Consider the following 23,587-nt stretch of genomic DNA (forward strand, 5'->3'; position numbering starts at 1 on the left):
GTGTGGAGCAAAGGCAAAGGCAAACGCGGTTGTGTAGGAGCCGGCTTGCCTGCGATGCAGGCGCCTCGGTCGCAGGCGGTTAGCGTTTTGCCAACCAGTAATCATGCAGCGCTCGTGCTGCGGGTTCGATTTCGCTGGCGCGTTGTTGATGCGCCTGTACATCCAGGTCAGCCGGCAGCTCGAAATTGTCTTGCTCGGCGCACCACGAGACCTTCTCCAACTCGGCGGCTTGTGGGGCTGGCAGTTCCGGCCAGTTGCCGATGGCGGCGCCGCGGATGTAGCCGAAGCACCATTCTTCGGCGAGGGTCACGGTGTGGCCCTGGTGGTCGGTTTCGTCGAAGCGGGCCTTGAAGCTGCTGGCATCGGTGGCCAGTTGTTCGGCCAGGGTGTTGAGGTGGCGCACGCACAGTTCGAGGAAGCGCTGTGCTTCGTCCATGGTTTCCCACTCGGGGTTTTGCCCGCCCCAGATCGCCGGGAACCACTCGGCCACGTCCACCTGGGCCGGGCTGGACACCAGGGCGGTGAAGTAGCCGTCGAGTTCGGCCAGGTTCAGCACGGAATGGTCGTCGCCGTATTTGAGCAGGGTGTCTTCGATGAATTCGAATTCGGCCGGGGTGAGGGGTTGGGCGTGCATGGGCATTTCCTTTAAACGTCGAGCGCCGCAGGTGGGGCGGCTTAAAGCGCGAAGGATGGTACTTAGGACGGTTTTTTTCCAGTACTTTCCAGGCGCTGGCACAGCTTGCTCACGCACATCGCGCCCACCACTGCGAGGATGATGGGCACCAGGAAGTCATGCTCGATACGGGTGAATTCCGCCACCAGCACAATCGCCGTCAGCGGCATGCTCATGCTGGACGCCAGAAAAGCCGCCGCGCCGATGATCGCAAACGCCCCCAACGGTACGCCCGGCCACGCCAGGCTCCAGGCGCCGCCGAGGATGATCGCCAGCAGTGCGCCGTTGGCAAGGCCGGGCGTCAACAGGCCGCCTTCGGCACCGGCGCGCAGGCTGCTGGTGGTGATCAGCACCTTGACCAGCAACAGCAACGCGGCCAGGCCGATGCTCAGTTCATTGTCGAACCCCAGTTGCGCCGGGCCTTTGCCGTTGCCGAGGATTTGCGGCAGCCACATCGCCAACACGCCGATGACCGTGAAGTTGATCACTGACAACACCGGCAAGCGCCAGCCCCGTGCAGCATTCGCCCGGGCGCTACCGGTGAGCCGGGTGAAACCGTAAGCCGCCAGCCCGAACACCGGCCCGCAGACCACGGCCCAGGCGATCAAAGGCGGGCTCAGCACAAAGTGCGGCACCACGTATTGGGATTCGGCACCCAACCCGATCCACGCCACCGAAGCGGCAATCGCCGAGGTCGCCAAGGCAATCACCGCGGCGGGCCAACTGAACACGCCCACCAGCACTTCCAGCACGAACACCGCACCGCCCAACGGCACGTTGTACACCGCCGCCAGGCCCGCGCCGGCGCCGCAGGCGACGATCAGGCGATGCATGGGCGGGGTGAGTCGCGCCCGCTGCGATAACCAGGTGGCGGCCAAGGCCCCGACTTCCCGTGGCGCCACTTCACGGCCCAGCGGCGAGCCAAGGGCCACGGTGATGATTTGCAGCACGGCGTGGGCGAGGGTGGTCTTGGGCGGCATGATCGGCATCTTCTCCGACACCGCCTGCTTGATGCTCACCAGCGGCCGTCCGTAGCGATAAATCAACCACCAGCCCAACCCGGCCACCAGGCCACACGCCATCAGCACCAGCAAGCGCCGTTCGGGGGCGGCCGCCGTCACGCCGAGCAGGAAGGTTTCGTGGCTGACCAGGCTGTCGAGGCTGTAGCCGTAGGCCAGGTGTTGAATACCGTGCAGCAGCAACGCCAGGAGCATGCCGCCAAGCCCCGCGCCGATGCCGGTCAGCACAACCACCAGGGCCAGTATCAGCGATGAACGAAACGTGGACGGCATACACAACTCCAGGCAATGGCCCTGATTGTATAGCCGATAAATCGCCTGCTTTGGGTGAAATGTATCGCCGCTGCATGAAGCGCCGCGTCACAACATTTCATTACCTTTGCCAGTCCCGGTTTTGGCCGATGCGCCGTCCTGCACCCTTGGTATAGTTCGGGCCTTATCACTCGCCAGTCAGGGATCACTGCCATGTCCGAATACCAAGCTTTCGTCGTCGAACTCACCGGCAACGTTGCCCATGTGCAGATCAACCGCCCGGAAAAGATCAACGCGATGAACGCCGCGTTCTGGACCGAAATCATCGATATCTTCCAGTGGGTCGAAGACACCGACGCCGTGCGCGCTGTGGTGCTCAGCGGGGCCGGCAAGCATTTTTCCTCTGGTATCGACCTGATGATGCTGGCCTCGGTGGCCAATGAATTCGGCAAGGACGTGGGCCGCAACGCACGCCTGCTGCGCCGCAAAATCCTTGAGCTGCAAGCCTCGTTCAATGCCGTCGACAACTGCCGCAAGCCAGTGCTGGCGGCCGTGCAGGGTTACTGCATCGGCGGTGCGATCGACCTGATCAGCGCCTGCGACATGCGCTACGCCGCCGAGGGCGCGCAGTTCTCGATCAAGGAAATCGACATCGGCATGGCCGCCGACGTCGGCACCCTGCAACGCCTGCCGCGCATCATCGGCGACGGTATGCTGCGTGAACTGGCCTATACCGGTCGCCAGTTCGGTGCCGAGGAAGCGCGCAGCATCGGTCTGGTCAATCGCGTCTATCCCGATCAGGAAAGCCTGTTGGCCGGGGTGATGGAGATCGCCCATGAAATCGCCGCCAAGTCGCCGATTGCCGTGGCCGGCACCAAGGCCATGATCAGCTACATGCGTGACCATACAGTCAATGACGGTCTGGAATACGTTGCCACCTGGAACTCGGCTATGTTGCAATCCAACGACCTGCGCGTGGCCATCGCGGCCCACATGAGTAAGCAGAAACCCGAATTCGTGGATTGACTGACATGACCCCAGGCTGGATTACCACAACACTTCTGGACAACGACACCCCTGGCGGCTGGGCCGTCGCCCGCAGCCGCGACGGCTTCTTGCATGACGCCAACGGCCCGCTGTTCCCCCGGGAATGGCTCAAGCGCCAGGACTTGGCGGTGTTTGCCGAGCACGGCATCGGCCACCTCGACGGCGAACCGGTGTACCTGCTGGAGCTGGACGCCGCCGCCGAGGTGGAAGGTTGCAGCTGGCAGGGCCTGCGCGCCTTCATGCTGCAAGGCGACCACACGTTGTACAAAGTGTTGGGTTACGCAGCGCAGATCGGTACTTGGGCCCGGGAGCACCGCTTTTGTGGCAGTTGCGGCCAAGCCATGGTCCAGGTGCCCCGCGAGCGCGCGATGCATTGCCCGGCCTGTGACCTGCGCAGCTACCCGCGGATTTCGCCGAGCATGATCGTGCTGGTGACCCGTGGCGACGAGATCCTGCTGGCCCGTTCGCCACGCTTTGTGACGGGGGTGTACAGCACGCTGGCGGGGTTTGCCGAGCCAGGGGAGTCGGCCGAAGACTGCCTGATCCGTGAGGTACGCGAGGAGGTGCAGGTGGAGGTGAAGAACATCCAGTACATGGGCAGCCAGTGCTGGCCGTTCCCGCACTCGATGATGCTGGGCTTCCATGCCGAATACGCCGGCGGCGACATCGTGCCCCAGGCCGACGAGATCGAAGACGCGCAGTGGTTCAACATCCACGACCTGCCGCCGTTGCCGGCGTCACGTTCGATTGCGCGCTACCTGATCGACCTCTACCTGGCCCGTCGCTTAGGCCACGCTGAACCAGTGCTGCCAGGCTAGGCGCACCGTCAGCCCGAGCACTACGGTGATGAACACCGGGCGAATGAACTTGGCGCCGCCGCTGATTGCGCTGCGTGCGCCAAAGAACGCGCCACACATCACCGACACGCCCATCGCCAGGCCGACGATCCAGTCCACCGAACCATTGATGATGAACACCGTCAGCGCGCCCGCGTTGCTGACGAAGTTCATGCTGCGCGCCACACCGCTGGCCTTCACCAGGTCGATGGGGTGCAGCAGCATGGTGCTCACGGTCCAGAACGCCCCGGTGCCCGGGCCGGCCACGCCGTCGTAGAAGCCGAGGCCGAAACCCTGGGTGGATTGCCATTTCTTCTTGATCGGCGCATCGGCGTCCAGCGGCGCCTTGGGCGTGCCGCCGAACAACAGGTACACGCCGCAGGCGAAGACGATCACCGGGAGCATTTTGTTCAGGGTTTCGGCGGGCAGGTAGTGGGCGACCACGGCGCCGCTCAACGCGCCGATCAATGTGCCGACGATGGCATGCACCCACTGGCGCGGGTGGAACAGCTTGCGGCGGTAGAAGGTGAAACTGGCGGTGGCCGAACCGAAGGTGGAGCTGAGCTTGTTGGTGCCCAGCACCAGGTGCGGTGGCATGCCGGCCGTGAGCAGGGCCGGCGTGGTCAGCAGGCCGCCGCCGCCCGCGATGGCGTCGATGAAACCGGCGATAAAGGCGACAAGCGCCAGGATGGCGAGGGTGGTGAGGTCAACGCTGAGTTCGAAGGGCATGGGCAGGGCTTATTCTTGGCAGGGTGCGCAGCGAAGGGGCTGCGCCAAAGGCCTGCATCTTACCTGCCGGAGGTACCGAGAACCACATGTGGGAGCGGGCTTGCTCGCGAATACGGTGTGTCCGTCACCTCATGCATTAACTGACACACCGCTTTCGCGAGCAAGCCCGCTCCCACATGGGTAACTGCGATCAACCGTGACGCTTTTCCAGCCACTCCAGCGCCGTACGCCAGATGCAAATCCCCAGGAAATACGCCGACATCAGCGACCACAACCCAAACGTCCACGGGTTGGTGTTCGGGTAGTCCACCACCATCAGGAAGCTGCACAGCAGCCAGATCGTGGTCACGGCGATGTTGATTGGCATGAACCGCTTGACCCGGAACGGGTGAAGGAACTTCATCGGCGTCACGGTCAGCAGGGCCAGGCCGATCACCGTGAGCAAGGTCACCCAGGCCTCCGGCTGGATGATGTACACGCACAGCGCCACCACGTTCCATGCCGCCGGGAAGCCGACGAAGTAGTTGTCCTTGCTCTTCATGTTCACGTTGCAGAAACAGAACAGCGACGACACCAGGATCACCGACACCGTGAACAGGTGAGTGAAGTCGGGCAGGTCGATATAGCGGTAGATGAACAGCGCCGGGATGAACACATAGGTCAGGTAGTCGATCACCAGGTCCAGCACCGAGCCGTCGAAGCTCGGCAACACGGTGCTGACGTTGACCCGGCGTGCCAGGGAGCCGTCGACGCCATCGACCACCAGCGCCAGGCCCAGCCACAGCAGGCAGGCCTTGGGCGAGTTTTCCAGCAGCGCCAGGGTGGCCAGAAAGGCCAGTACCACACCGGTGGCGGTGAAGCCGTGGGCGCCCCAGGCTTTGAGTCTGGCTACATGCAGGGTCGATATCACGGGCGGTTCTCCAAAAGGTGAAACGGGGCAGCCGACAACGTAACGCCGTCGAGTCTGGCCGGGGAATGCAGGTATCGACCGGGAAGGGGGGGATAAGGTTCACCGCCCCGGTGTATCACTTAGCGTAGCAAGCGTAGGACGATTCGGCATCAGCCCTGGCGGAACACCAAGGCCTTCAAGCCACTTTGCGGGTCAATATCAGGAAATTCCGGCGGGTTTTGCAGCCGTTCGATAAAGCGCAGGCCCGGTGCTTCGCGGGTCACGCCGTCGATCAGGAAGTCTTCGCCCAGGGCCGGGTCGTTCATACACGCCAAAACCGTGCCCTGCGGCGTGAGCAAATCCGGCAGGCGGCGCAGCACACGCTGGTAGTCCTTGGTCAGCAGGAAACTGCCTTTCTGAAAGGACGGTGGGTCGATGATCACCAGGTCGTAAGGGCCGTTGTGCGTGACTTTGGCCCAGGACTTGAACAGGTCGTGGCCCAGGAAGCTGACCTGGCTCAGGTCATGACCGTTCAGGCGGTGATTGTCACGGCCGCGGCTCAAGGCGCCACGGGCCATGTCCAGGTTCACCACATGCTCGGCGCCACCTTCGATGGCCGCCACGGAGAACCCGCAGGTGTAGGCAAACAGGTTGAGCACGCGCTGGCCCTTGGCTTGTTCGCGCACCCAGTTGCGCCCGTAGCGCATGTCGAGGAACAGCCCGCTATTCTGTTTTTTACCCAGGTCGATCAAGTAACGCAGGCCGCCTTCGGTGATGATCAGCTCTTCGACGGGGTTGCCCACCAGCCATTCGGTGGTGCTTTGCGGCAGGTAGCGGTGTTGCAGGGCCACGGTGTGATCGGCCAGTTGCGTGCGCAGCAGCTGTTTCAGGTCTTCCAGTGGCTGCGCCTCGGGCTCCTTGAACAACGAGACCAGCACCACGCCTTGCAACCAGTCCACGGTCAGTTGTTCCAGGCCCGGCCAGCAACGGCCACGGCCGTGGAACAGGCGGCGGGTTTCGTCCGGTGGCGTGGCCAGGGCGGTGGCGAGGTGAGCGTGCAGGGTGGCGAGTGCGTCTGGGGTCATCGTTGAGCGTCAGTCATTGAGCGGGCGGCATTTTAAACACAGTTGCAGGCTTTCGGGGTGCTTGAGCACAACGTGCTGGAAAAATGCAGATTGGCAGTGATTCATGCTCAAAAAGCTGCGAGCTGCGCCTGATAACAGGCAAATAATCCTCTGGCACCGACATAAACTGGAAAAAAAGCCCGGAGGTGCCCATGAACGGTTTCGCGAGTGCAGTCAATCACACAGCAGTGGATCAGGTAGAGCTGGACGAATGGCGCGACGCCCTGGCGTCCCTGGTGGCCAACGCCGGGCCGGCCCGGGCCCGGCAGATCCTCGACCTGCTGGCCCGTGAAGGCAGCGCCCCGCACATCGACTGGAAACCACGCCACGGCACGCCTTACATCAATAGCATCAGCGTCGAACAGCAACCGCCATTCCCCGGTGACCTGGCCACCGAAGAGCGCCTGGCTTCGCTGGTGCGCTGGAACGCCCTGGCCATGGTGGTGCGCGCCAACCAGGCCTATGGCGAACTGGGTGGCCATATCGCCAGCTACGCCAGTGCGGCGGACTTGTTCGAAGTGGGCTTCAACCACTTCTTCCGCGCGCGCAACGAGGGCTTTGGCGGCGACCTGGTGTTCTACCAGCCGCATTCGGCACCGGGGATTTACGCCCGTGCCTTTCTGGAGGGGCGCCTCAGCGAGAGCGACCTGGCCCACTATCGCCAGGAAATCGGTGGCCCTGCGGTCGGCGCACGGGGGCTGTCCAGTTACCCTCATCCGTGGCTGATGCCTGACTTCTGGCAGTTCCCCACCGGTTCCATGGGCATAGGCCCCATCAGCTCGATATTCCAGGCGCGCTTCATGCGCTACTTGCAACATCGCAGCTTGCAGGACACCACCGACCGCCATGTGTGGGGCGTGTTCGGCGACGGCGAGATGGACGAGCCAGAAAGCATGTCGGCCCTGACCCTGGCCGCCCGCGAAGGCCTGGACAACCTGACCTGGGTGGTCAACTGCAACCTGCAGCGCCTCGACGGCCCGGTACGCGGCAACGGGCGGATCATCGACGAACTGGAAGCCTTGTTCGCCGGCGCCGGGTGGAACGTGATCAAACTGGTCTGGGGCTCGGACTGGGACGCCTTGTTCGCCCAGGATATCGACGGCTCGCTGGTCAACACCCTGTCAGATACCGTCGACGGGCAATTCCAGACCTTTGCGGCCAAAGACGGCGCCTACAACCGCGAGCACTTCTTTGGCCAAAGCGAGTCCCTGAAGGCGCTGGTGGCAGGCATGAGCGACGAGCAGATCGACCGCCTCAAGCGCGGCGGCCATGACATGGTCAAGATTCACGCGGCTTACCACGCGGCACGCCGGGTCAAGGGCAAGCCCACGGTGATCCTGGCCCAGACCAAGAAGGGCTTCGGCATGGGCGAGGCCGGGCAGGGCAAGATGACCACCCACCAGCAGAAAAAACTCGACCGCGACGCGCTGATCGCCTTCCGCAATCGCTTCCAGTTGCCGCTGAGCGATGAACAGACCGAATCCTTGAGCTTCTTCAAGCCAGCTGACGACAGCCTGGAAGCGCGTTACCTGCACCAACGGCGCAATGCGTTGGGCGGCTATGTGCCCAGCCGCAGCCAGGTGGCCGCAACAGTCGCGGTGCCGTCGATAACGGGATACGCCGGATTCGCCACGGCGGCCGACGGCAAGGAAATGTCCACCACCATGGCCTTTGTGCGCATGCTCACTAACTTGCTCAAGGACAAGGCCCTGGGCCCGCGCATCGTGCCGATCGTGGCGGATGAAGCACGCACTTTCGGCATGGCCAACCTGTTCAAGCAGATCGGCATCTATTCCAGCGTGGGCCAGCGCTACGAGCCGGAAGACATCGGCTCGATCCTCAGCTACCGCGAGGCCACCGACGGGCAGATCCTCGAAGAAGGCATCAGCGAAGCCAGCGCCATCAGTTCCTGGGTCGCGGCGGCCACCAGCTATTCGGTGCATGGCCTGCGCATGTTGCCGTTCTACATCTATTACTCGATGTTCGGCTTCCAGCGGGTCGGCGACCTGATCTGGGCCGCCGCCGACCAGCGCGCTCGCGGGTTTCTGCTGGGCGCCACGGCCGGGCGCACCACCTTGGGCGGCGAAGGTTTGCAGCACCAGGACGGCAGCAGCCACCTCATGGCGGCGACGGTGCCGAACTGCCGGGCCTACGACCCGGCGTTTGCCGGTGAGTTCGCGGTGATCCTCGACCACGGCATGCGCCAGATGCTGGAGCACGATGTGGATGAGTTCTACTACGTGACCCTAATGAACGAAAACTACCCGCAGCCGAGCCTGCCGGACGGCGTGGAGGCCGCGATCATCAAGGGTATGTATCGCCTGGAAGGCGCCGCCGACGCCCAGGTGCGCCTGCTCGGCTCTGGCACGCTGGTGCGCGAGGCTCAGGCAGCGGCGCAGCTGCTGGCGGAGGATTGGCAGGTGAGCAGCGAAGTGTTCAGCGTGACCAGCTTCAGCGAATTGGCACGGGATGCGCGGGAGGTGGAGCGCTGGAATCGGCTGCATCCGCAGGACGCGGCGCGGGTGAGTCATGTGAACGCGTGCCTGCCCCAGGGCGCGCCGGTGATCGCGGTGTCGGACTACGTGCGGGCGGTGCCGCAGATGATTGGCTCGTACATGGACTCCCGTTACACCGTACTCGGCACGGACGGTTTTGGCCGCAGTGACACACGGGCGGCGTTGCGGGATTTCTTCGAGGTGGACCGCCATCACCTCGTGCTGGCGGCACTGACGGCGTTGGTAGAGCAGGGGAGCTTAGACGCGAGGGTGTGCCAAGAGGCGATTGAACGGTACGGCTTGCAGGCCGAGCGTGACCCGTCCTGGACCTTCTGAGCAGCAGAGATCAACTGTGGGAGCTGGCTTGCCAGCTCCCACATGGGTTTTGTGGTGTGACTTAGAAGGTGGCAATCAGGGCAGGGCCGAAGGCGTCCTTGAGGAAACCTGGGGCGATATAGCGTTCGTAATGCGCCTCGGACAACAGGAAAAACTCCCGGTCAATCGCATCGCGCAAATCCGCCAGGTGCCGCTCGCGAAACTCCGGCAACAATGCCAAGCCGTAGGCCTCCAGCTTGGAAATCACCCGCGCACCCCGGGCAATCAACTGGTAGGCCCAACAATATGGCGACTGATGCGGCACAAAGCGGATCTTGCGGCTTTCCAGCTGCTGGCGCAGCAGGTGCGCGTCGAACACTTCCAGTTTGCTGGCCATGACCTGCACCAGCAACTGCTCCAGGCGCAACCACACCGCCTGCTTTTCCTCGGCGTTATAGCCGTTCCACTGGATCACCTCATGGTGATAACGCTTGCAGCCCCGGCAGACCAGGTCCCCGTAAACGGTGGAGCACAGGCCGACGCAGGGGGTTTTGATGGTTTGATTGGGCATAAATGGCTTGCTTGCAAAATCTAGAGAGCACCGCAGTCCCAATGTGGGAGCGGGCGTGCTCGCGAAAGCGGTGTGTCAGTCACCGGATGCATCGATTGACATATAGCCTTCGCGAGCAAGCCCGCTCCCACATTCTGGATCCGCGTCGATGATTAGTCCCAGCTCAGCGCGCCGCCAGTCTGGTACTCGATCACGCGGGTCTCGAAGAAGTTCTTCTCTTTCTTCAGGTCCATGATCTCGCTCATCCACGGGAACGGGTTGGTGGTCCCTGGGTACTCTTCCTTCAAGCCAATCTGCGACAAACGACGGTTAGCAATAAACTTGAGGTAATCCTCCATCATCGCCGCGTTCATGCCCAGCACCCCACGAGGCATGGTGTCACGCGCATATTCAATCTCCAGCTGAGTCCCCTGCAGGATCATCTGGGTCGCTTCTTCTTTCATCTCGGCATCCCACAAATGCGGGTTTTCGATTTTGATCTGGTTGATCACGTCGATACCGAAGTTCAGGTGCATCGACTCGTCGCGCAGGATGTACTGGAACTGCTCGGCCACGCCGGTCATTTTGTTGCGGCGGCCCATGGAGAGGATCTGGGTGAAGCCGCAGTAGAAGAAGATGCCTTCCAGGACGCAGTAGTAGGCGACCAGGTTGCGCAGCAGTTCTTTGTCGGTGTCGACGGTGCCGGTTTCGAACTTCGGATCGGAGATCGAGCGGGTGTACTTGAGGCCCCAGGCTGCCTTTTTGGCGACCGATGGAATCTCGTGGTACATGTTGAAGATTTCGCCTTCATCCATGGCCAGGGATTCGATGCAGTACTGGTAGGCGTGGGTGTGGATCGCTTCTTCGAAGGCCTGGCGCAGGATGTACTGGCGGCACTCCGGGTTGGTGATCAGGCGGTACACGGCCAGCACCAGGTTGTTCGCTACCAACGAGTCGGCGGTGGAGAAGAAGCCGAGGTTGCGCATGACGATGCGGCGTTCGTCGTCGGTCAGGCCTTCGGGGTTTTTCCACAGGGCGATGTCGGCGGTCATGTTGACCTCTTGCGGCATCCAGTGGTTGGCGCAGCCGTCGAGGTACTTTTGCCAGGCCCAGTCGTACTTGAAGGGTACGAGTTGGTTGAGGTCGGCGCGGCAGTTGATCATGCGCTTTTCGTCAACGGCGACGCGGGCGGAGGCGCCTTCGAGTTCGGCGAGGCCTTCGGCGACGTCGAGGCTGTCGAGGGCGGCCTTGGCGCGCTTGATGGCGGCGGAGTCACTGGCGGTGACGGCGCGGGCTTCGATGGCGGCGGCGGCGCCGGCACCGTCGAGGCGGTCCATGTTGGCTTCGGTGGCGTGGCCGGCGTTGGCGCCCTTGATCACCGCTGCACCGGTGTCTTCGTTGTCGACTTCATCCCAACTCAGCATCGAAATACTCCTTCCTGGTCTGTTCTGACGGTGTGTGAACCCGTCCATAAATGTGCGATTTGCAGGCTTCAAGGCATTGAAATACTGCCAATAGTGTGGTCGGTAAATACCGATGCTGCACACTATGTAGTGGTCTGTTTTGTTTGTGGGCACACTATATGGGGTGTAACACCGATGGTCAACGCACAAGACGGCATCGATCGTCGCAGGGGGTATGAGTAAAAGTCACAGCCCCATGACTTTTAATGGTTACGGCCGTTTTGACCCCCGGTGCTAAAAATTCGCCAACAAGCTCCCCATAACAACAACGAGCGTTTGCGAAAATGAAAGCACTTGATCTGTACATCGGCGAAGGCTTCGAAGGCCCAGGCGTCAATGCTGCCCACATCAACATCCTCATCGGCCCGCGCAACGGCCCGGCTGGCCAGGCGTTTGCCAACAGCCTCGCGTCCCCCAGCCAAGGCCACTGCCCGTTCATGGTGATCGCCCAGCCGAACATCCCGGTCAAGCCCATGACCCTCTACGTCAACAAGGCCGAAATCAGCAGCGACTTGCACGGCAACGCCACCTGGGGCGCGTCCCAGGCCGGTATCGCCAAGGCCGTGCTGGAAGCCTTGCTCGACGGCACCTTGCCGCCCGAAGCCGAAGACGAGTGGGCCATTGTCACGGCCAACTGGGTCAACCCGGGCTGCGACGACCTGGACGCCGTCTACCTGAACAACTACAACGCCTGCCGCACCGCGATCCGCGCCGCCCTGACCGGCACGCCGTACACCGCGCAACTGGCGGACGTGGTCAATCACATCAGCAACCCGTTCTACACGCCTAAGGCCTGAGGAGAATCCCATGCAATACACTCGACTGGGCAACTCCGGCCTGCAAGTCTCGCGCCTGTGCCTGGGCACCATGAACATGGGCACCCCAGACTGGAAACCGTGGATCTTCGAAGAAAAGCAAAGTGAGCCCATCGTCGCCCACGCCCTGGCCAACGGCGTCAACTTCATCGACCTGGCCGACTTCTACTCCGCCGGTGTCGGCGAAGAAGTCGTCGGGCGCATCCTCAAGCGCGTGGCACGCCGCGACGACATCGTGGTCACCACCAAAGTCGGCTACGGCACCCGCAGCGGCATCAACGCCAGCGGCCATTCGCGCAAGCACATCATGGACAGCATCGACCTGTCCCTGAGCCGCCTGGGCATGGATTATGTCGACGTGTTCATGCTGCATTACTTCGACGTGAACACCCCCGTCGAAGAAACCCTGTGTGCCCTCAACGACATCGTGCGTTCCGGCAAGGCCCGCTACATCGGCGTGTCCACCATGCTCACCGGCCAACTGGCCAAGATCCTCATGGCCTGCGAGCGCAACGGTTGGGTCAAGCCGATCAACATGCAGCTGCAACTGAACTGCGCCTACCGCGAAGAAGAGCGCGAGATGATCCCGTTCTGCCGCGACCAGGGCCTGGGCGTCTCGGTGTTCAGCCCGCTGGCCCGGGGCTTGCTCACCGGTGAAGTGCAGTCCACCCGCAACCAGACCGACTTCTTCACCCAGCAGATGTACGCCGACCAGGCGTCGTTCGACATCGCTCACTCGGTGCAACGCGTGGCCCGTGCCCGCGGCGTGTCCAACGCCCAGATCGCCCAGGCCTGGGTCGCCAACCACCCGGGTGTCGACGTGATGCTGGTGGGCGCCGACACCACCGAGCAATTCGACAGCGCGCTGGCGGCCCTGGACACCCAACTGGACGCCGAAGAACTCCACGAGCTGGAACGCAACTACACCCCGTGCGATGTGATCAACGACTACACCGCCGGCAAGCGCATCCTGCGTGAGGCCCGTCCGGGCCTGGACCGTTTCAACTTGATCGAGGCCGTGGCATGAATCCGCTGATCCGTACGGGTAACTACATCGATGGCCAATGGTCCAGCGGTGGCCCGACTTACCCGGTGCTCAACCCGGCCAATGGCGCGCTGATCGTTGATGTGCAGCGCGCCGCCGCCGAGGAAACCGACTTGGCCATCGACGCTGCCAACCGCGCGTTGCCGGCCTGGCGCACGCTCACCGCCAAGGAGCGCAGCCAGCGCCTCAAGCGTTGGAGCGAGCTGATGCTGGCCAACCAGAAAGACCTGGCGCAGCTGCTCAGCCTGGAACAGGGCAAACCCTTGGCCGAAGCCATGGGCGAAGTGGTCTACGCCGCCAGCTTCCTGGAGTGGTTTGGCGAAGAAGCCAAGCGTGCCTACGGTGACGTGATCCCGAGCCACAAGGCCGACGCGCGCATTATCGTGGTCAAGGAAGCCATCGGTGTGGTCGCGGCAATCACCCCGTGGAACTTCCCCCTGGCTATGGTCACCCGCAAGGTCGGGCCGGCGCTGGCCGCCGGTTGCACCATGATCCTCAAACCGTCGGAAGAAACCCCGCTGTCGGCATTTGCCCTGGCGGTACTGGCCGAACAGGCGGGCATTCCGGCCGGTGTGTTCAACATCGTCTCCGGCGATGCCGTGGCCATCGGCGGTGCGCTGCAGGCGTCCAGCGTGGTGCGCAAGCTGTCGTTCACCGGCTCCACCCGCACTGGCAAGCTGCTGATGCGCCAGGCGGCGGATACCCTGAAAAAAGTCTCGCTGGAACTGGGCGGCAATGCCCCGTTCATCGTGTTCGACGACGCCGATCTGGAGGCCGCCGTCAAAGGCGCCATGGCCTCCAAGTTCCGCAACACCGGGCAGACCTGTGTGTGCGTGAACCGCTTCTTTATCCAGGACGGCGTGTACGACGCGTTCACCCGCAAACTGGCCGAAGCGGTCAGCGCCATGCGTGTCGGCAGCGCCCTGGACGGTGAAACCGAGCAAGGCCCGCTGATCAACGCCGCGGCGTTGGCCAAGGTCGAAGCCCATGTCGGCGACGCGTTGGAGAAGGGCGCCACGCTGCTGTGCGGTGGCCGTCGCCATGCGCTCGGCGGTACGTTCTTCGAACCGACCATCCTTACTGAAGCCAGCGGCGACATGCTGATCGCCCAGGAAGAAACCTTTGGCCCGGTGGCGGCGTGCTTCCGCTTCAAGGATGAAGCCGAGGTGCTGGCACGCGCCAACGACACGCCGTTTGGCTTGTCCGCCTACTTCTACAGCCGCGACATCGGCCGTGTGTGGCGCATGGCCGAAGGCCTGGAAGCCGGCATGGTCGGCATCAACGAAGGGATCATCTCCACCGAAGTCGCACCGTTTGGCGGCATCAAGGAGTCGGGTCTGGGCCGTGAAGGTTCCAAGTACGGCCTGGAGGATTACCTGGAGATCAAATACCTGCTGATGGGCGGCCTCTAAGCCTCCCGCGTCCAAACAACACTAAACCCCTGTGGGAGCTGGCTTGCCTGCGATAGCGGTCAGTCAGCCACCACCTCCATAACTGATGTACCGCTATCGCGGGCAAGCCCGCTCCCACATTTGGAGTGGGGCTTGTCTGTTGTTACTCCGTCAAGAAAAACAATATGGAGAACACCCATGACTGCTCAACCCGTCAAAATCGACGACCTGCCCATCGGCCGTTTTCACCTGAAAATCGCCGGCCTCACCTTTGGCGCGCATTTCACCGACGGCTATATCCTCGGCCTGATCGGCATCGCCTTCACCCTGCTCAGCCCACAGATGCAACTGGACGCGTTCTGGCAAGGCTTGATCGGCGCTTCGGCCCTGATCGGCCTGTTCCTGGGCAGCCTGTTTTTCGGCTGGATTTCCGACACCCTCGGCCGGCAGAAAATCTTCCTGGTCAGCTTTGTGCTGATTACCGTGGCCTCGGTGATGCAGTTCTACGTCGAAACCGCCATGGGCCTGTTACTGTGCCGCATCCTGATCGGCATTGGCCTGGGCGGTGACTTCAGTGTCGGCCACGCGATGCTCGCCGAGTTCTCGCCGAAGAAACATCGCGGCGTATTGCTCGGTTCGTTCAGTGTGATCTGGACCTTCGGCTACGTGGCGGCCACCTTTGTCGGCACTGCAATGCTCAGCCTGGGCGACGATGCCTGGCGCTGGATGTTGGCGTCTTCGGCGATCCCGGCCGGCTTGATCCTGATTGCGCGAATCGGCACCCCGGAATCCCCGCGCTGGCTGGTCAACCGTGGGCGCATTGCCGAAGCCCGTGCCATCGTCAAGAAACACCTGGGCGAACACGTGGTGCTGGATGAAGAGCCCGCCGCCCAAACCCGCTCCGGCTACGGCGTGCTGTTCAGCCGTGAATACCGCAAGCGCACGGCGTTCAACTGCCTGTTCTTTGTGTGCATCGTGATGCCGTACTTCGCGATCTACACGTTCCTGCCGTCGATCCTGCAGAAGATGGGCTTGTCCCAGGGCTTTGGCACCGAGTTGCTGCTCAACCTGCTGCTGATTGTCGGCGCGTTGATCGGTATCTGGTGCACGGTGAAATTCTCGCGCCGGGGCTTTTTGATCAACTCGTTCATCATCCTCGCGGCGGCGTTGTTCCTGCTGGCGGTATTGCCGGGGAGCCTGGCGTGGCTGATGGTGCTGACCTTCGGCGTGTTCACGTTGGTGCTGTCTGCGGTGAGCAACCTGGTGGGCGTGTTCCCGGCCGAAAGTTTCCCCACTGAAGTGCGCGCCAGCGGCATCGGCCTGGCCACGGCGGTCAGCCGCTTGGGTTCGGCAATCAGCACGTTCCTGTTGCCCGTCAGCGTGGCCGGAATCGGCTTGAGCCCGACCATGGGCATTCTCGCGGCGATCCTGGTGTTTGGCGCGATCATCTCCTGGGCCTGGGCGCCGGAGACCAAGTCCCTGACCCTGAACCAGGCGTGCAAGGCCGAGGCACCGCCGTTGTCAGGGGTTGCTGACCTGGCCCAGCCACTGCGTAAACAGGCGAACCTTGGATAAACCCTGTTTGTCCGTCGCCACATCCAGCCAGTAGCCATACGGGCCGATCACTTCCACGGGGGTGATCGGCACCAGGCTGCCGTTGGCCAACTCGCGTTCGATCATCTGCCGGTCGATCACCGCCAGCCCACCGCCTGCCAGGGCGGTGTGGATCACTTGGTCCAGGGTGCTGAATTCCAGGCCTTGCTCTGCATCGATGTCGTCTCGGCCCATGGCCGCCAGCCAGTTCTCCCACACCTTCAAACGCTTGCCGTCGTGCAGGATATGCAGCAGCGCAAAGCGCCGCAGGTCGGGCGGCTGGTCGCCGGTGAACAGCTCCGGGCTGGCCACGGCAATGTGGCGTTCCATCACCAACAGCTCACTGCTGCACTGGGCGTTCGCCTCCAGGCCGAAGCGGATCTGGCAATCGATCTCGGCCAGGCTGGCGTGGCTGTTCTGGTGGGTGACGCTGAGGTTGATGTCGGGGTAACGCTCACAAAACCTGCGCAAGTGCGCCGACAGCCAACGCGTGGCCCAGGTCGGCGGTGCCACGATGCGCAGGCGCTGGCGCAGGTTGGGCACACGCACGGCTTGCAGGGCGCGTTCGATATGGTCGAAGGCGTCGCTCAGGTGCGGGGAAAGGGCGAAGCCGGCTTCGGTCAGGGACAGGCCCTGGGGCGTGCGGATGAAGAGGGCGACGCCAAGGTAGTCTTCCAGTTGCTTGATCTGGCGGCTGACCGCGCCCTGGGTGACATTGAGGCCCACGGCCGCCTGGCTGAAGCTGCGGTGGCGGGCGACTTCTTCGAAGACGCGGAGCATGTTGAGGGAGGGCAGGTGGCGCATGGTTCGGGTTCCACACAGTGTTTTTATTGTGTTTGTGCGAACGCCAGCGCCGGCAAGCCGGCCCCTACAGTTGAAATGCGGTTCCCTGTAGGAGCCGGCTTGCCGGCGATAGCGATCTCAGCAATGCCGCCTATTAAAAGTAATACCCGATGTTCATGTACAGCTGATTCTCCCACTGGTTGCTACCCCCAGCCCCCAGGCTCTGGGTATAGCTGCTGCCACCAATGTACGGATCGTTCTTGCCGATCAACCACTCCGTGGCAATCCACAATTTGCTGAACGAAAACGACGTACCCAGGATCACCCGCTGCGAGGTCTTGAACTCATTGTCGGATTTGTCGAAGGCACTGTAGTTGGCGTACAGCTTCACGCCGCTGATCTGGTCGAACAGGTACTTGCCGCCCACGTCGTAGCTCAAGTCCGCCACGTACAGGTTGCCACGGCTGGCGACGTTGAAGGTGCCGTCATACCCGCCCAGCGTCACCACTGCGTCGGTGCCTTCGTTGCGCGGCGACATCTGCTGGCGCGCCGCCTGCAATTGCAGGCCCCACGGGCCGTTCTTGCCCAGGTAGTGGATGGCCACGGCGTTGCGGCGGCCGTCGTTGCCGGTGTCCTTGTTCTCCAGGGTCGAGGTCAGGCCAGACACACCGACTTCGGACTTCCAGTTACCCAGGTCCATGGCCTTGGCCACCCGCACCACCACGGTGTTGCGCTCCTGGTTGTTGCTGCCGTCGGCCACGTAGCTATCAGCCTCGGAGATCACGCTGGAGTAGGTCACGCCCTTGCTGGTGCCCTTGCCTTGCCACGCCGGGCGCAGGTAGTAACCGGCCTGGATGTTCCAGTCGCCACTTTGCTGGATGTACTTGGTACCGATCTGCTGCACGTCTTCCAGGCCGATCACGTTGCCCAAGGTTTCGTAGAAGGTGCTGCCGAAATACGGCTGCAGGCCGAACGGCACGGTGTTGAGGCCCACTTGCACCTGCTGGTCGGGGTTGAACTTGTAGCCGACCCAGGCGAACTTGGCGAACTGGATGTCGCCGTAGTTCTTGGTGTACTGGTACGGGTAGGAGCGCCCGTAGAAGCGGTACTGGGCTTCGCCGATCCAGGTGTCGGAGTTGTACTTGGCGCTGAGAAACGCGGTGTCCAGGCCGAACTTCTGGATGTCGCGGTCCGGGTCGTAGTCCCAGCGTGCGCGGATGGCGCCGCCGATGTCGAGGTTGTCGGTGACCTGGATCGCCATGGCCGGTGCCGCGAGGGCGCCGAGCACGGGGATCAGGGCGAAGTAGCCTAAGGTTGGTCGCATGGTTTGGCTCTCGTTATTGGTTTTTTTGGGCAACAGCAGCCCGTTGCCGCAGCGAACGCTGCGACGCAGGGAAAGGGGTGGAACTCAGTGCGCGGCGGGGCGGATCAGCCTCAGCGGCGGCCCGGCAGCCGGTAGTTGCGACGCCCCGGGCGCGGCCGCCAGCAGCGCCTGGGTGTAGCTGTTCTGGGGTCTGAGCAGCACTTGCTCGGCAGTGCCGTATTCAACGACTTCGCCCTGGCGCATCACCGCGATGTGGTCGCTGATCTGCGCCGCCACGCGCAGATCGTGGGTGATGAACAGGATGCTCAGGTTCAACTGCTTCTGCAGGTCGGCCAGCAGCTCCAGCACCTGCTTTTGCACCGACACGTCCAGCGCCGACACGCTTTCATCGGCGATCAGCACTTCCGGGCGCATCGCCAGGGCGCGGGCAATGCCGATGCGCTGGCGCTGGCCACCGGAGAACTGGCGAGGCTTGCGTTGCAGGGCGTCACGCTTGAGGCCGACCTGTTCCAGCAGGTCGCCGGCCTCGGCCCACGCATCCTTGGCCGACAAGCCGCGTAACTGGGCGGCACGGGCGATGATGTCGCCGACGCGATGGCGCGGGTTCAGCGAACCGTAGGGGTCCTGGAAGATCATCTGGATGCGCCGACGGTTGGCCGCCAACGCCGAGCCGTGCAGCGCCAGGAAGTCGGTATCCCCCACCCACACATGGCCGCTGTCGCTGTCCACCAGGCGGATCGCGGCCTTGACCAGGGTGCTCTTGCCCGAGCCCGACTCGCCGACAATCGCCAGCGTCTTGCCCCGTGGCAGGTTCAGCGACACATTGCGCAGCGCCGCCACCGAGCTGCCGCCGACGTTGTAGGTCTTGGTCAGGTGTTCGATGCGCAAGGCCATTTCGCCGTCGTCACCCGGCACATGCAGTTCCGGGTGCAGCGCCGGCACTGCCGCAATCAGCTTGCGCGTGTAGGCATGGGCCGGGGCATTCAGCACCTGGTCACGCTCGCCGATTTCCACCAGACGGCCGCCTTCCATCACCGCAATGCGGTCGGCAATCTGCGCCACCACGCCGAAGTCGTGGGTGATGAACAAGATGCCGTGCTGCCCACGCCCGCGCAGGTCACGCACCAGCTTCAAGACCTGGGCTTGCGTGGTCACGTCGAGGGCCGTGGTGGGTTCGTCGGCGATCAGCAGGTCCGGGTTCATCGCCAGCGCCATGGCAATCACCACGCGCTGGCATTGGCCACCGGACAGCTGGTGCGGGAAGCTGTTGGCGATGCGTGGCGGGTCCGGCAGTTGGGTCGATTCGAGCAGCGCAAGCATTCGCTCACGGCGCTCGGCCGCTGGCATCTGCGGCGCATGGATGTCGAAGATCTCCTCGACTTGCTTGCCAATGCGAATCGCCGGGTTCAATGCCGCCATCGGCTCCTGGAAAATCATCGCAATGCGGTTGCCGCGCAGCGCACGCAGGCGCGGTTCATCCAGGGTGCAGATGTCGTCACCGAGAAAATCGATCACGCCGCCGGCATGCTTCAGGCCCTTGGCGTAATCGCCCATGATCGCCGCCGACAGCACGGATTTGCCCGAGCCCGACTCGCCGATCACACATAGGATTTCACCCTTGCGCACGTCCAGGCTGATGCCGTGCACGGCGTGGCTGCGGTCGGCGCCCTTGGGCAGCTCGACGCTGAGGTTATCGACCCGCAAAACGGTGTGCTGGTTACTCATGCTCAACTCCTTGCGCCTTGCTGCGCGTGTTCATCCAGCCCGTCGGCGAGCAAGCTCAGGCCGAGCATCAGGGTGGAGATGGCGATGCAGGGGAAGATCACCAGGTGCGGGAAGGTAATGGCCATGGCGCGGCCGTCGTTGATCATGCCGCCCCAGTCCGGGGTGGGCGGCGGCAGGCCGAGGCCGAGGAAACCCAGGGCGCCGATCATGATCGCGGTGTAGCCGATGCGCAGGCAGAAATCGACGATCAACGGGCCGCCACAATTGGGCAGAATCTCCACCAGCATGATGCGCAACGAGCCTTCGCCCTGGGTGATGGCGCTGAGCACGTAGTCGCGTGAGCGAATGTCGATGGTCAGCGCGCGCATGATGCGAAAGATCGCCGGCGCACTGGTGAACGTCACCGCAATCAGGATGTTCAGCGCCGAGGCGCCAAGGGCAATGATGATCACGATGTACAGCACCAGCACCGGGAACGACAGCACGGTGTCGGCCACGTAGGACAGCGCCGCATCCACCCAGCCATTGAAGTAGCCGGCGCACAGGCCCATGGCAATGCCCACGGCAAACGCAGTAAGCGTGGCCAGGATCGACCAGAACAGCACGGTGCGCGTGCCCCAGATCAGGCGCGAAAGAATGTCGCGGCCGATCATGTCGGTGCCCAGCAAAAAGCTCGCACCGTCGTCACCAGCGGTCATCGGAGTGAGCAGCGGCGTGAAGCTTTCCAGCGGATCATGGGGCGCCAGCCACGGCGCGCAGAGCGCCACCAGCACCCAGCCGCCCACCAGCAACAGGCCAAGCAGGGCCAGGGGGTGTTTGAAGGATTTGAGCAGGTTCATTGGCTGCCTCCGCCGAGACTGCGCAGGGTGATGCGCGGGTTGAGCCAGGTGTAGGCCAGGTCCGAGAAGATCTTGCTGATGCCCACCACCACGCCGCTGATCATCGCGCAGGCTTCGATCAGGTAGACGTCATGGTTGAGGGACGCGGTGTAGAGCATCGAGCCGAAGCCCTTGTAGGCGAAAAACACCTCCACCACGATCACGTTCGACAGCAGCCACGGGATGTACAGCATGATCACCGTGACTGGCGCGATCAGCACATTGCGCAGGGCATGGCGCAGCACGATGCGGGTGGTCGAGGCGCCCTTGAGGCGAGCCGTACGGATATACGGCGCCTGCATCACCTCGACCATCGACGCCCGGGTGATGCGCGCCAGGTAACCGATGCCGAACAGGCACAGCACCATCAGCGGCAGCACCAGTTCCACGGCGCTGAAACCGTCGCTCATGCTGCTCACGCCCGGCAGCCAGTTGAGCCAGAACACAAAGATCGCCGAGACGAACACCGCACTGGCAAAGTCCGGAATCGAGGTGGTGACGATCGACAGGAACGACACCAGCCGGTCGACAGGCGAGCCTTGGCGCACGCCGGCCAGGATGCCCAGGGTCAACGCCACGGGCACCATCACCAGCAAGGCCAGCCCGGCCAGGGTCAGGGTTTGCCACAGGTTGGGCAGCAGCAGCTTGAGCACCGGCTCGCGAAAGTACACCGAGGTGCCCCAGTCGCCGGTGACGAAGTCCTTGAGCCACACCAGGTAGCGCCACACGAACGGCTGGTTGTAGCCGTGTTCCAGCAACCAGGCGGCACGCTGGTCGGCGGCGGAGTAGGGGCCGAGGACATTGATTGCGACGTCCTCGATATTGAGTTCCAGGGCCAGGAACACAATCAGCGATACCGACAGCAGGGTCGCCAGCAGCATCAGCAATTTGCGCAGTAGAAAATGAGCCATCAGGTACATGCTCCGACGGATGATGGGAAACCTGCCCGCAGGTGCGGGCAGCGCCGACTCAAACGCTCAGCCAGACATTACCCATGGGGTAGAAGTCGGAAGGGTGTACCTGGAAGCCCTGCACCTTCTTGCTCACGGCGGTGAACTTGTCACCCCAGAACGGCTGCACGATCACGCAGGCGTCTTGCAGGATCTGCTCCACGCTTTGCATGGCCACGGCCCGCTGCTTGGGGTCGATGATGCCCATGGCCTTGTCCAGGGCGGCGTCGAAGGCCGGGTCGCTGTAGTGGCTTTCGTTCCACGCGCCGCCGCCGCGATAGGCCAGTTCCAGGGACATCACCCCCAGCGGGCGATGGGCCCAGTAGGTCAGGCTGAACGCGGCCTTGTCCCAGATCGGCCAGTACTGCGCCGCCGGCACCACCTTGAGGTTGATGCGGATGCCGGCTTCCAGGCAGTTCTGTTGCAGGATCTGCGCGCAGTCCTGCTCATAGCGACCCTGGGTGTTGCCGACGATCAGGTCGATGTCCAGGCCATTGGGGAAGCCGGCTTCGGCCAGCAGTTTTTTCGCCGCTGCCACGTCGCGCTCGCGCTTGGGCAGGGGGAAATATTCGGGGTGGGACGGTGCCACGTGGTGGTCTTCACCCAGGGTGCCCATGCCGCGATACGCCACCTTGAGCATCTGTGCGTTATCAGCGCACAGCACCACGGCCTTGCGGATACGCAGGTCGGTGAAGGGCTTCTGGTCGCAGGCCATGCGCATGACCACGGTCTGCGCCGATTTGCAGCTGAGCAGTTGCGCGCCGGGCAAACGCTTGGCCAGGTCCAGCTCGGCCACGGTGACGCGGTACAGCACGTCGACTTGGCCGGCTTGCAGGGCGGCCAGGTGGGTGGACACGTCGGTGCCCATGTCGATGTAGCGCAGCTCGTCGAGGTTGGCGGGCTTGCCCCAGTAGTCGGCGCGCTTGGCGAAGGTCGCTTGCTTGTTCACGGCGAACGACACCAGCTTGAACGGCCCGGTGGCCAGCGGGTTTTTCGCCCAGTCGTCACCGGCCTTGAAGCTGCGGTGCACCAGGGCGCAGGTGAACGCATTGAGCATTTCCGGGATGGCCAGGATCGGCCGCTTGAGTTGCAGGCGGAACTGGTAGTCGCTGACTTTTTCGAAGGCCTTGATGTCCTGGAACGCCGTGCGGTTGACCGACTTGGAGTCGGCCGCGATCCAGCGCTCGATGTTGTGCTGCACGTCGTCGACGTTGAAGCTGTCGCCGTTGCTCCACTTCACGTCCTGGCGCAGGTTGAAGGTCCAGGTGGTGAGGTCGTCGGACGGGCTCCAGCTTTCGGCCAGGTACGGGTGGGTGATGTTGTCGGCGTCGACCCAGGTCAGGTATTCGAGGGAGTTGCGCAACAGGTTGGAGGCTTCGATCCAGGTGATCAGCATCGGGTCCTGGATTTCCTGGATGGCACAGGCAAAGCGCAGGCTGCCACCTTGGCGGGCCGGTGCGCCATCAGCGGCGTGGGCATCGTTGCCCAACAGGGCCGAGCCGATAAAGGTGGACGCACTGGCCACGGTAACGCCCAGCAGGGCGGCGGTGCGCAGGAACTGGCGGCGGTTGATCTCGCCACGTTGCACTTGTGCACACAGGTCGTTTACGGCTGGATGCGGCAGGCTGCCGTCCAGGGTCGTCAAGTCTTTCATAAGCCTCTCCGGTACTTGCGAATATGCGTTTTTGTTG

20 protein-coding genes are annotated in these 23,587 nt (G+C 63.1%); 7 read left to right on the forward strand and 13 right to left on the reverse strand.

The window, feature by feature from the left end:
- Positions 1 to 79: 79 nt before the first annotated feature.
- Together HX803_RS21750 and HX803_RS21755 are read right to left on the reverse strand one after the other, a co-directional pair.
- Positions 80 to 634 (reverse strand): UPF0149 family protein, encoded by a 555-nt coding sequence (locus HX803_RS21750; protein WP_178923392.1) that lies wholly within the window; start codon positions 632 to 634, stop codon positions 80 to 82.
- A 62-nt stretch (positions 635 to 696) separates the two neighbouring features.
- On the reverse strand, positions 697 to 1,965 hold the full coding sequence (locus HX803_RS21755; RefSeq protein WP_178923394.1) for a chloride channel protein: 1,269 nt from the start codon (positions 1,963 to 1,965) through the stop codon (positions 697 to 699).
- Positions 1,966 to 2,157: 192 nt separating this feature from the next.
- Here HX803_RS21755 and HX803_RS21760 point away from each other — a divergent pair, with 192 nt between their 5' ends.
- Together HX803_RS21760 and nudC are read left to right on the forward strand one after the other, a co-directional pair.
- Complete coding sequence (locus HX803_RS21760; RefSeq protein ID WP_178923397.1) at positions 2,158 to 2,970, forward strand: crotonase/enoyl-CoA hydratase family protein; 813 nt, start codon at positions 2,158 to 2,160, stop codon at positions 2,968 to 2,970.
- A 5-nt stretch (positions 2,971 to 2,975) separates the two neighbouring features.
- Positions 2,976 to 3,809, forward strand: a complete 834-nt coding sequence (gene nudC / locus HX803_RS21765; protein ID WP_178923399.1) for an NAD(+) diphosphatase — start codon at positions 2,976 to 2,978, stop codon at positions 3,807 to 3,809.
- Here the strand turns inward: nudC and HX803_RS21770 are convergent.
- The 3 genes from HX803_RS21770 to HX803_RS21780 form a co-directional block, all read right to left on the reverse strand.
- On the reverse strand, positions 3,777 to 4,556 hold the full coding sequence (locus HX803_RS21770; protein ID WP_178923401.1) for a TSUP family transporter: 780 nt from the start codon (positions 4,554 to 4,556) through the stop codon (positions 3,777 to 3,779). The genes nudC and HX803_RS21770 overlap by 33 nt on opposite strands.
- A gap of 190 nt (positions 4,557 to 4,746) precedes the next feature.
- The gene (gene pcsA, locus HX803_RS21775) at positions 4,747 to 5,466 is read right to left on the reverse strand and encodes a phosphatidylcholine synthase (protein ID WP_178923403.1); all 720 of its coding nucleotides are present in this window, start codon (positions 5,464 to 5,466) and stop codon (positions 4,747 to 4,749) included.
- 149 nt (positions 5,467 to 5,615) lie between these two features.
- Complete coding sequence (locus HX803_RS21780; RefSeq protein WP_178923405.1) at positions 5,616 to 6,530, reverse strand: class I SAM-dependent methyltransferase; 915 nt, start codon at positions 6,528 to 6,530, stop codon at positions 5,616 to 5,618.
- Between the two features lie 191 nt (positions 6,531 to 6,721).
- Here HX803_RS21780 and mdeB point away from each other — a divergent pair, with 191 nt between their 5' ends.
- On the forward strand, positions 6,722 to 9,400 hold the full coding sequence (gene mdeB, locus HX803_RS21785) for an alpha-ketoglutarate dehydrogenase (protein WP_178923407.1): 2,679 nt from the start codon (positions 6,722 to 6,724) through the stop codon (positions 9,398 to 9,400).
- Between the two features lie 61 nt (positions 9,401 to 9,461).
- Here mdeB and HX803_RS21790 read toward each other — a convergent pair whose 3' ends face one another.
- Positions 9,462 to 9,950, reverse strand: a complete 489-nt coding sequence (locus HX803_RS21790) for a DUF1289 domain-containing protein (protein WP_178923409.1) — start codon at positions 9,948 to 9,950, stop codon at positions 9,462 to 9,464.
- A 152-nt stretch (positions 9,951 to 10,102) separates the two neighbouring features.
- Positions 10,103 to 11,353: a ribonucleotide-diphosphate reductase subunit beta gene (locus HX803_RS21795; protein WP_176997510.1), complete on the reverse strand. Its 1,251-nt coding sequence runs from the start codon at positions 11,351 to 11,353 to the stop codon at positions 10,103 to 10,105.
- A gap of 323 nt (positions 11,354 to 11,676) precedes the next feature.
- Between HX803_RS21795 and fae the strand changes: the two genes are divergently transcribed.
- The 4 genes from fae to HX803_RS21815 all read left to right on the forward strand — a co-directional run bounded on the left by fae (position 11,677) and on the right by HX803_RS21815 (position 16,218).
- The gene (gene fae, locus HX803_RS21800) at positions 11,677 to 12,189 is read left to right on the forward strand and encodes a formaldehyde-activating enzyme (RefSeq protein WP_016974617.1); all 513 of its coding nucleotides are present in this window, start codon (positions 11,677 to 11,679) and stop codon (positions 12,187 to 12,189) included.
- 10 nt (positions 12,190 to 12,199) lie between these two features.
- The gene (locus HX803_RS21805; RefSeq protein ID WP_178923411.1) at positions 12,200 to 13,234 is read left to right on the forward strand and encodes an aldo/keto reductase; all 1,035 of its coding nucleotides are present in this window, start codon (positions 12,200 to 12,202) and stop codon (positions 13,232 to 13,234) included.
- Positions 13,231 to 14,664 (forward strand): NAD-dependent succinate-semialdehyde dehydrogenase, encoded by a 1,434-nt coding sequence (locus HX803_RS21810; RefSeq protein ID WP_178923413.1) that lies wholly within the window; start codon positions 13,231 to 13,233, stop codon positions 14,662 to 14,664. The genes HX803_RS21805 and HX803_RS21810 overlap by 4 nt, the downstream gene beginning before the upstream one ends.
- A gap of 177 nt (positions 14,665 to 14,841) precedes the next feature.
- On the forward strand, positions 14,842 to 16,218 hold the full coding sequence (locus tag HX803_RS21815; RefSeq protein WP_178923415.1) for an MFS transporter: 1,377 nt from the start codon (positions 14,842 to 14,844) through the stop codon (positions 16,216 to 16,218).
- Here the strand turns inward: HX803_RS21815 and HX803_RS21820 are convergent.
- The 6 genes from HX803_RS21820 to HX803_RS21845 form a co-directional block, all read right to left on the reverse strand.
- Complete coding sequence (locus HX803_RS21820; RefSeq protein WP_178923417.1) at positions 16,165 to 17,040, reverse strand: LysR substrate-binding domain-containing protein; 876 nt, start codon at positions 17,038 to 17,040, stop codon at positions 16,165 to 16,167. The genes HX803_RS21815 and HX803_RS21820 overlap by 54 nt on opposite strands.
- A 133-nt stretch (positions 17,041 to 17,173) precedes the next feature.
- Positions 17,174 to 18,343, reverse strand: coding sequence for a hypothetical protein (locus HX803_RS21825; RefSeq protein WP_178923419.1), 1,170 nt, complete (start codon positions 18,341 to 18,343; stop codon positions 17,174 to 17,176).
- 84 nt (positions 18,344 to 18,427) lie between these two features.
- Positions 18,428 to 20,068 (reverse strand): ABC transporter ATP-binding protein, encoded by a 1,641-nt coding sequence (locus tag HX803_RS21830; protein WP_178923421.1) that lies wholly within the window; start codon positions 20,066 to 20,068, stop codon positions 18,428 to 18,430.
- A gap of 2 nt (positions 20,069 to 20,070) precedes the next feature.
- Positions 20,071 to 20,907 carry an ABC transporter permease gene (locus HX803_RS21835; protein WP_176997501.1) on the reverse strand — a complete coding sequence of 279 codons (837 nt, stop codon included), beginning with the start codon at positions 20,905 to 20,907 and terminating at the stop codon, positions 20,071 to 20,073.
- A complete protein-coding gene (locus tag HX803_RS21840) occupies positions 20,904 to 21,857 on the reverse strand; it encodes an ABC transporter permease (RefSeq protein ID WP_177005457.1) in 954 nt (317 codons plus the stop codon). Before HX803_RS21840 ends, HX803_RS21835 begins: the two co-directional genes overlap by 4 nt.
- Before the next feature lie 58 nt (positions 21,858 to 21,915).
- Positions 21,916 to 23,550, reverse strand: a complete 1,635-nt coding sequence (locus HX803_RS21845; protein WP_178923423.1) for an ABC transporter substrate-binding protein — start codon at positions 23,548 to 23,550, stop codon at positions 21,916 to 21,918.
- Positions 23,551 to 23,587: the final 37 nt, after the last annotated feature.

It is taken from the genome of Pseudomonas sp. P7548 (genome assembly GCF_013386585.1).
Taxonomy (GTDB): Bacteria; Pseudomonadota; Gammaproteobacteria; order Pseudomonadales; family Pseudomonadaceae; genus Aquipseudomonas.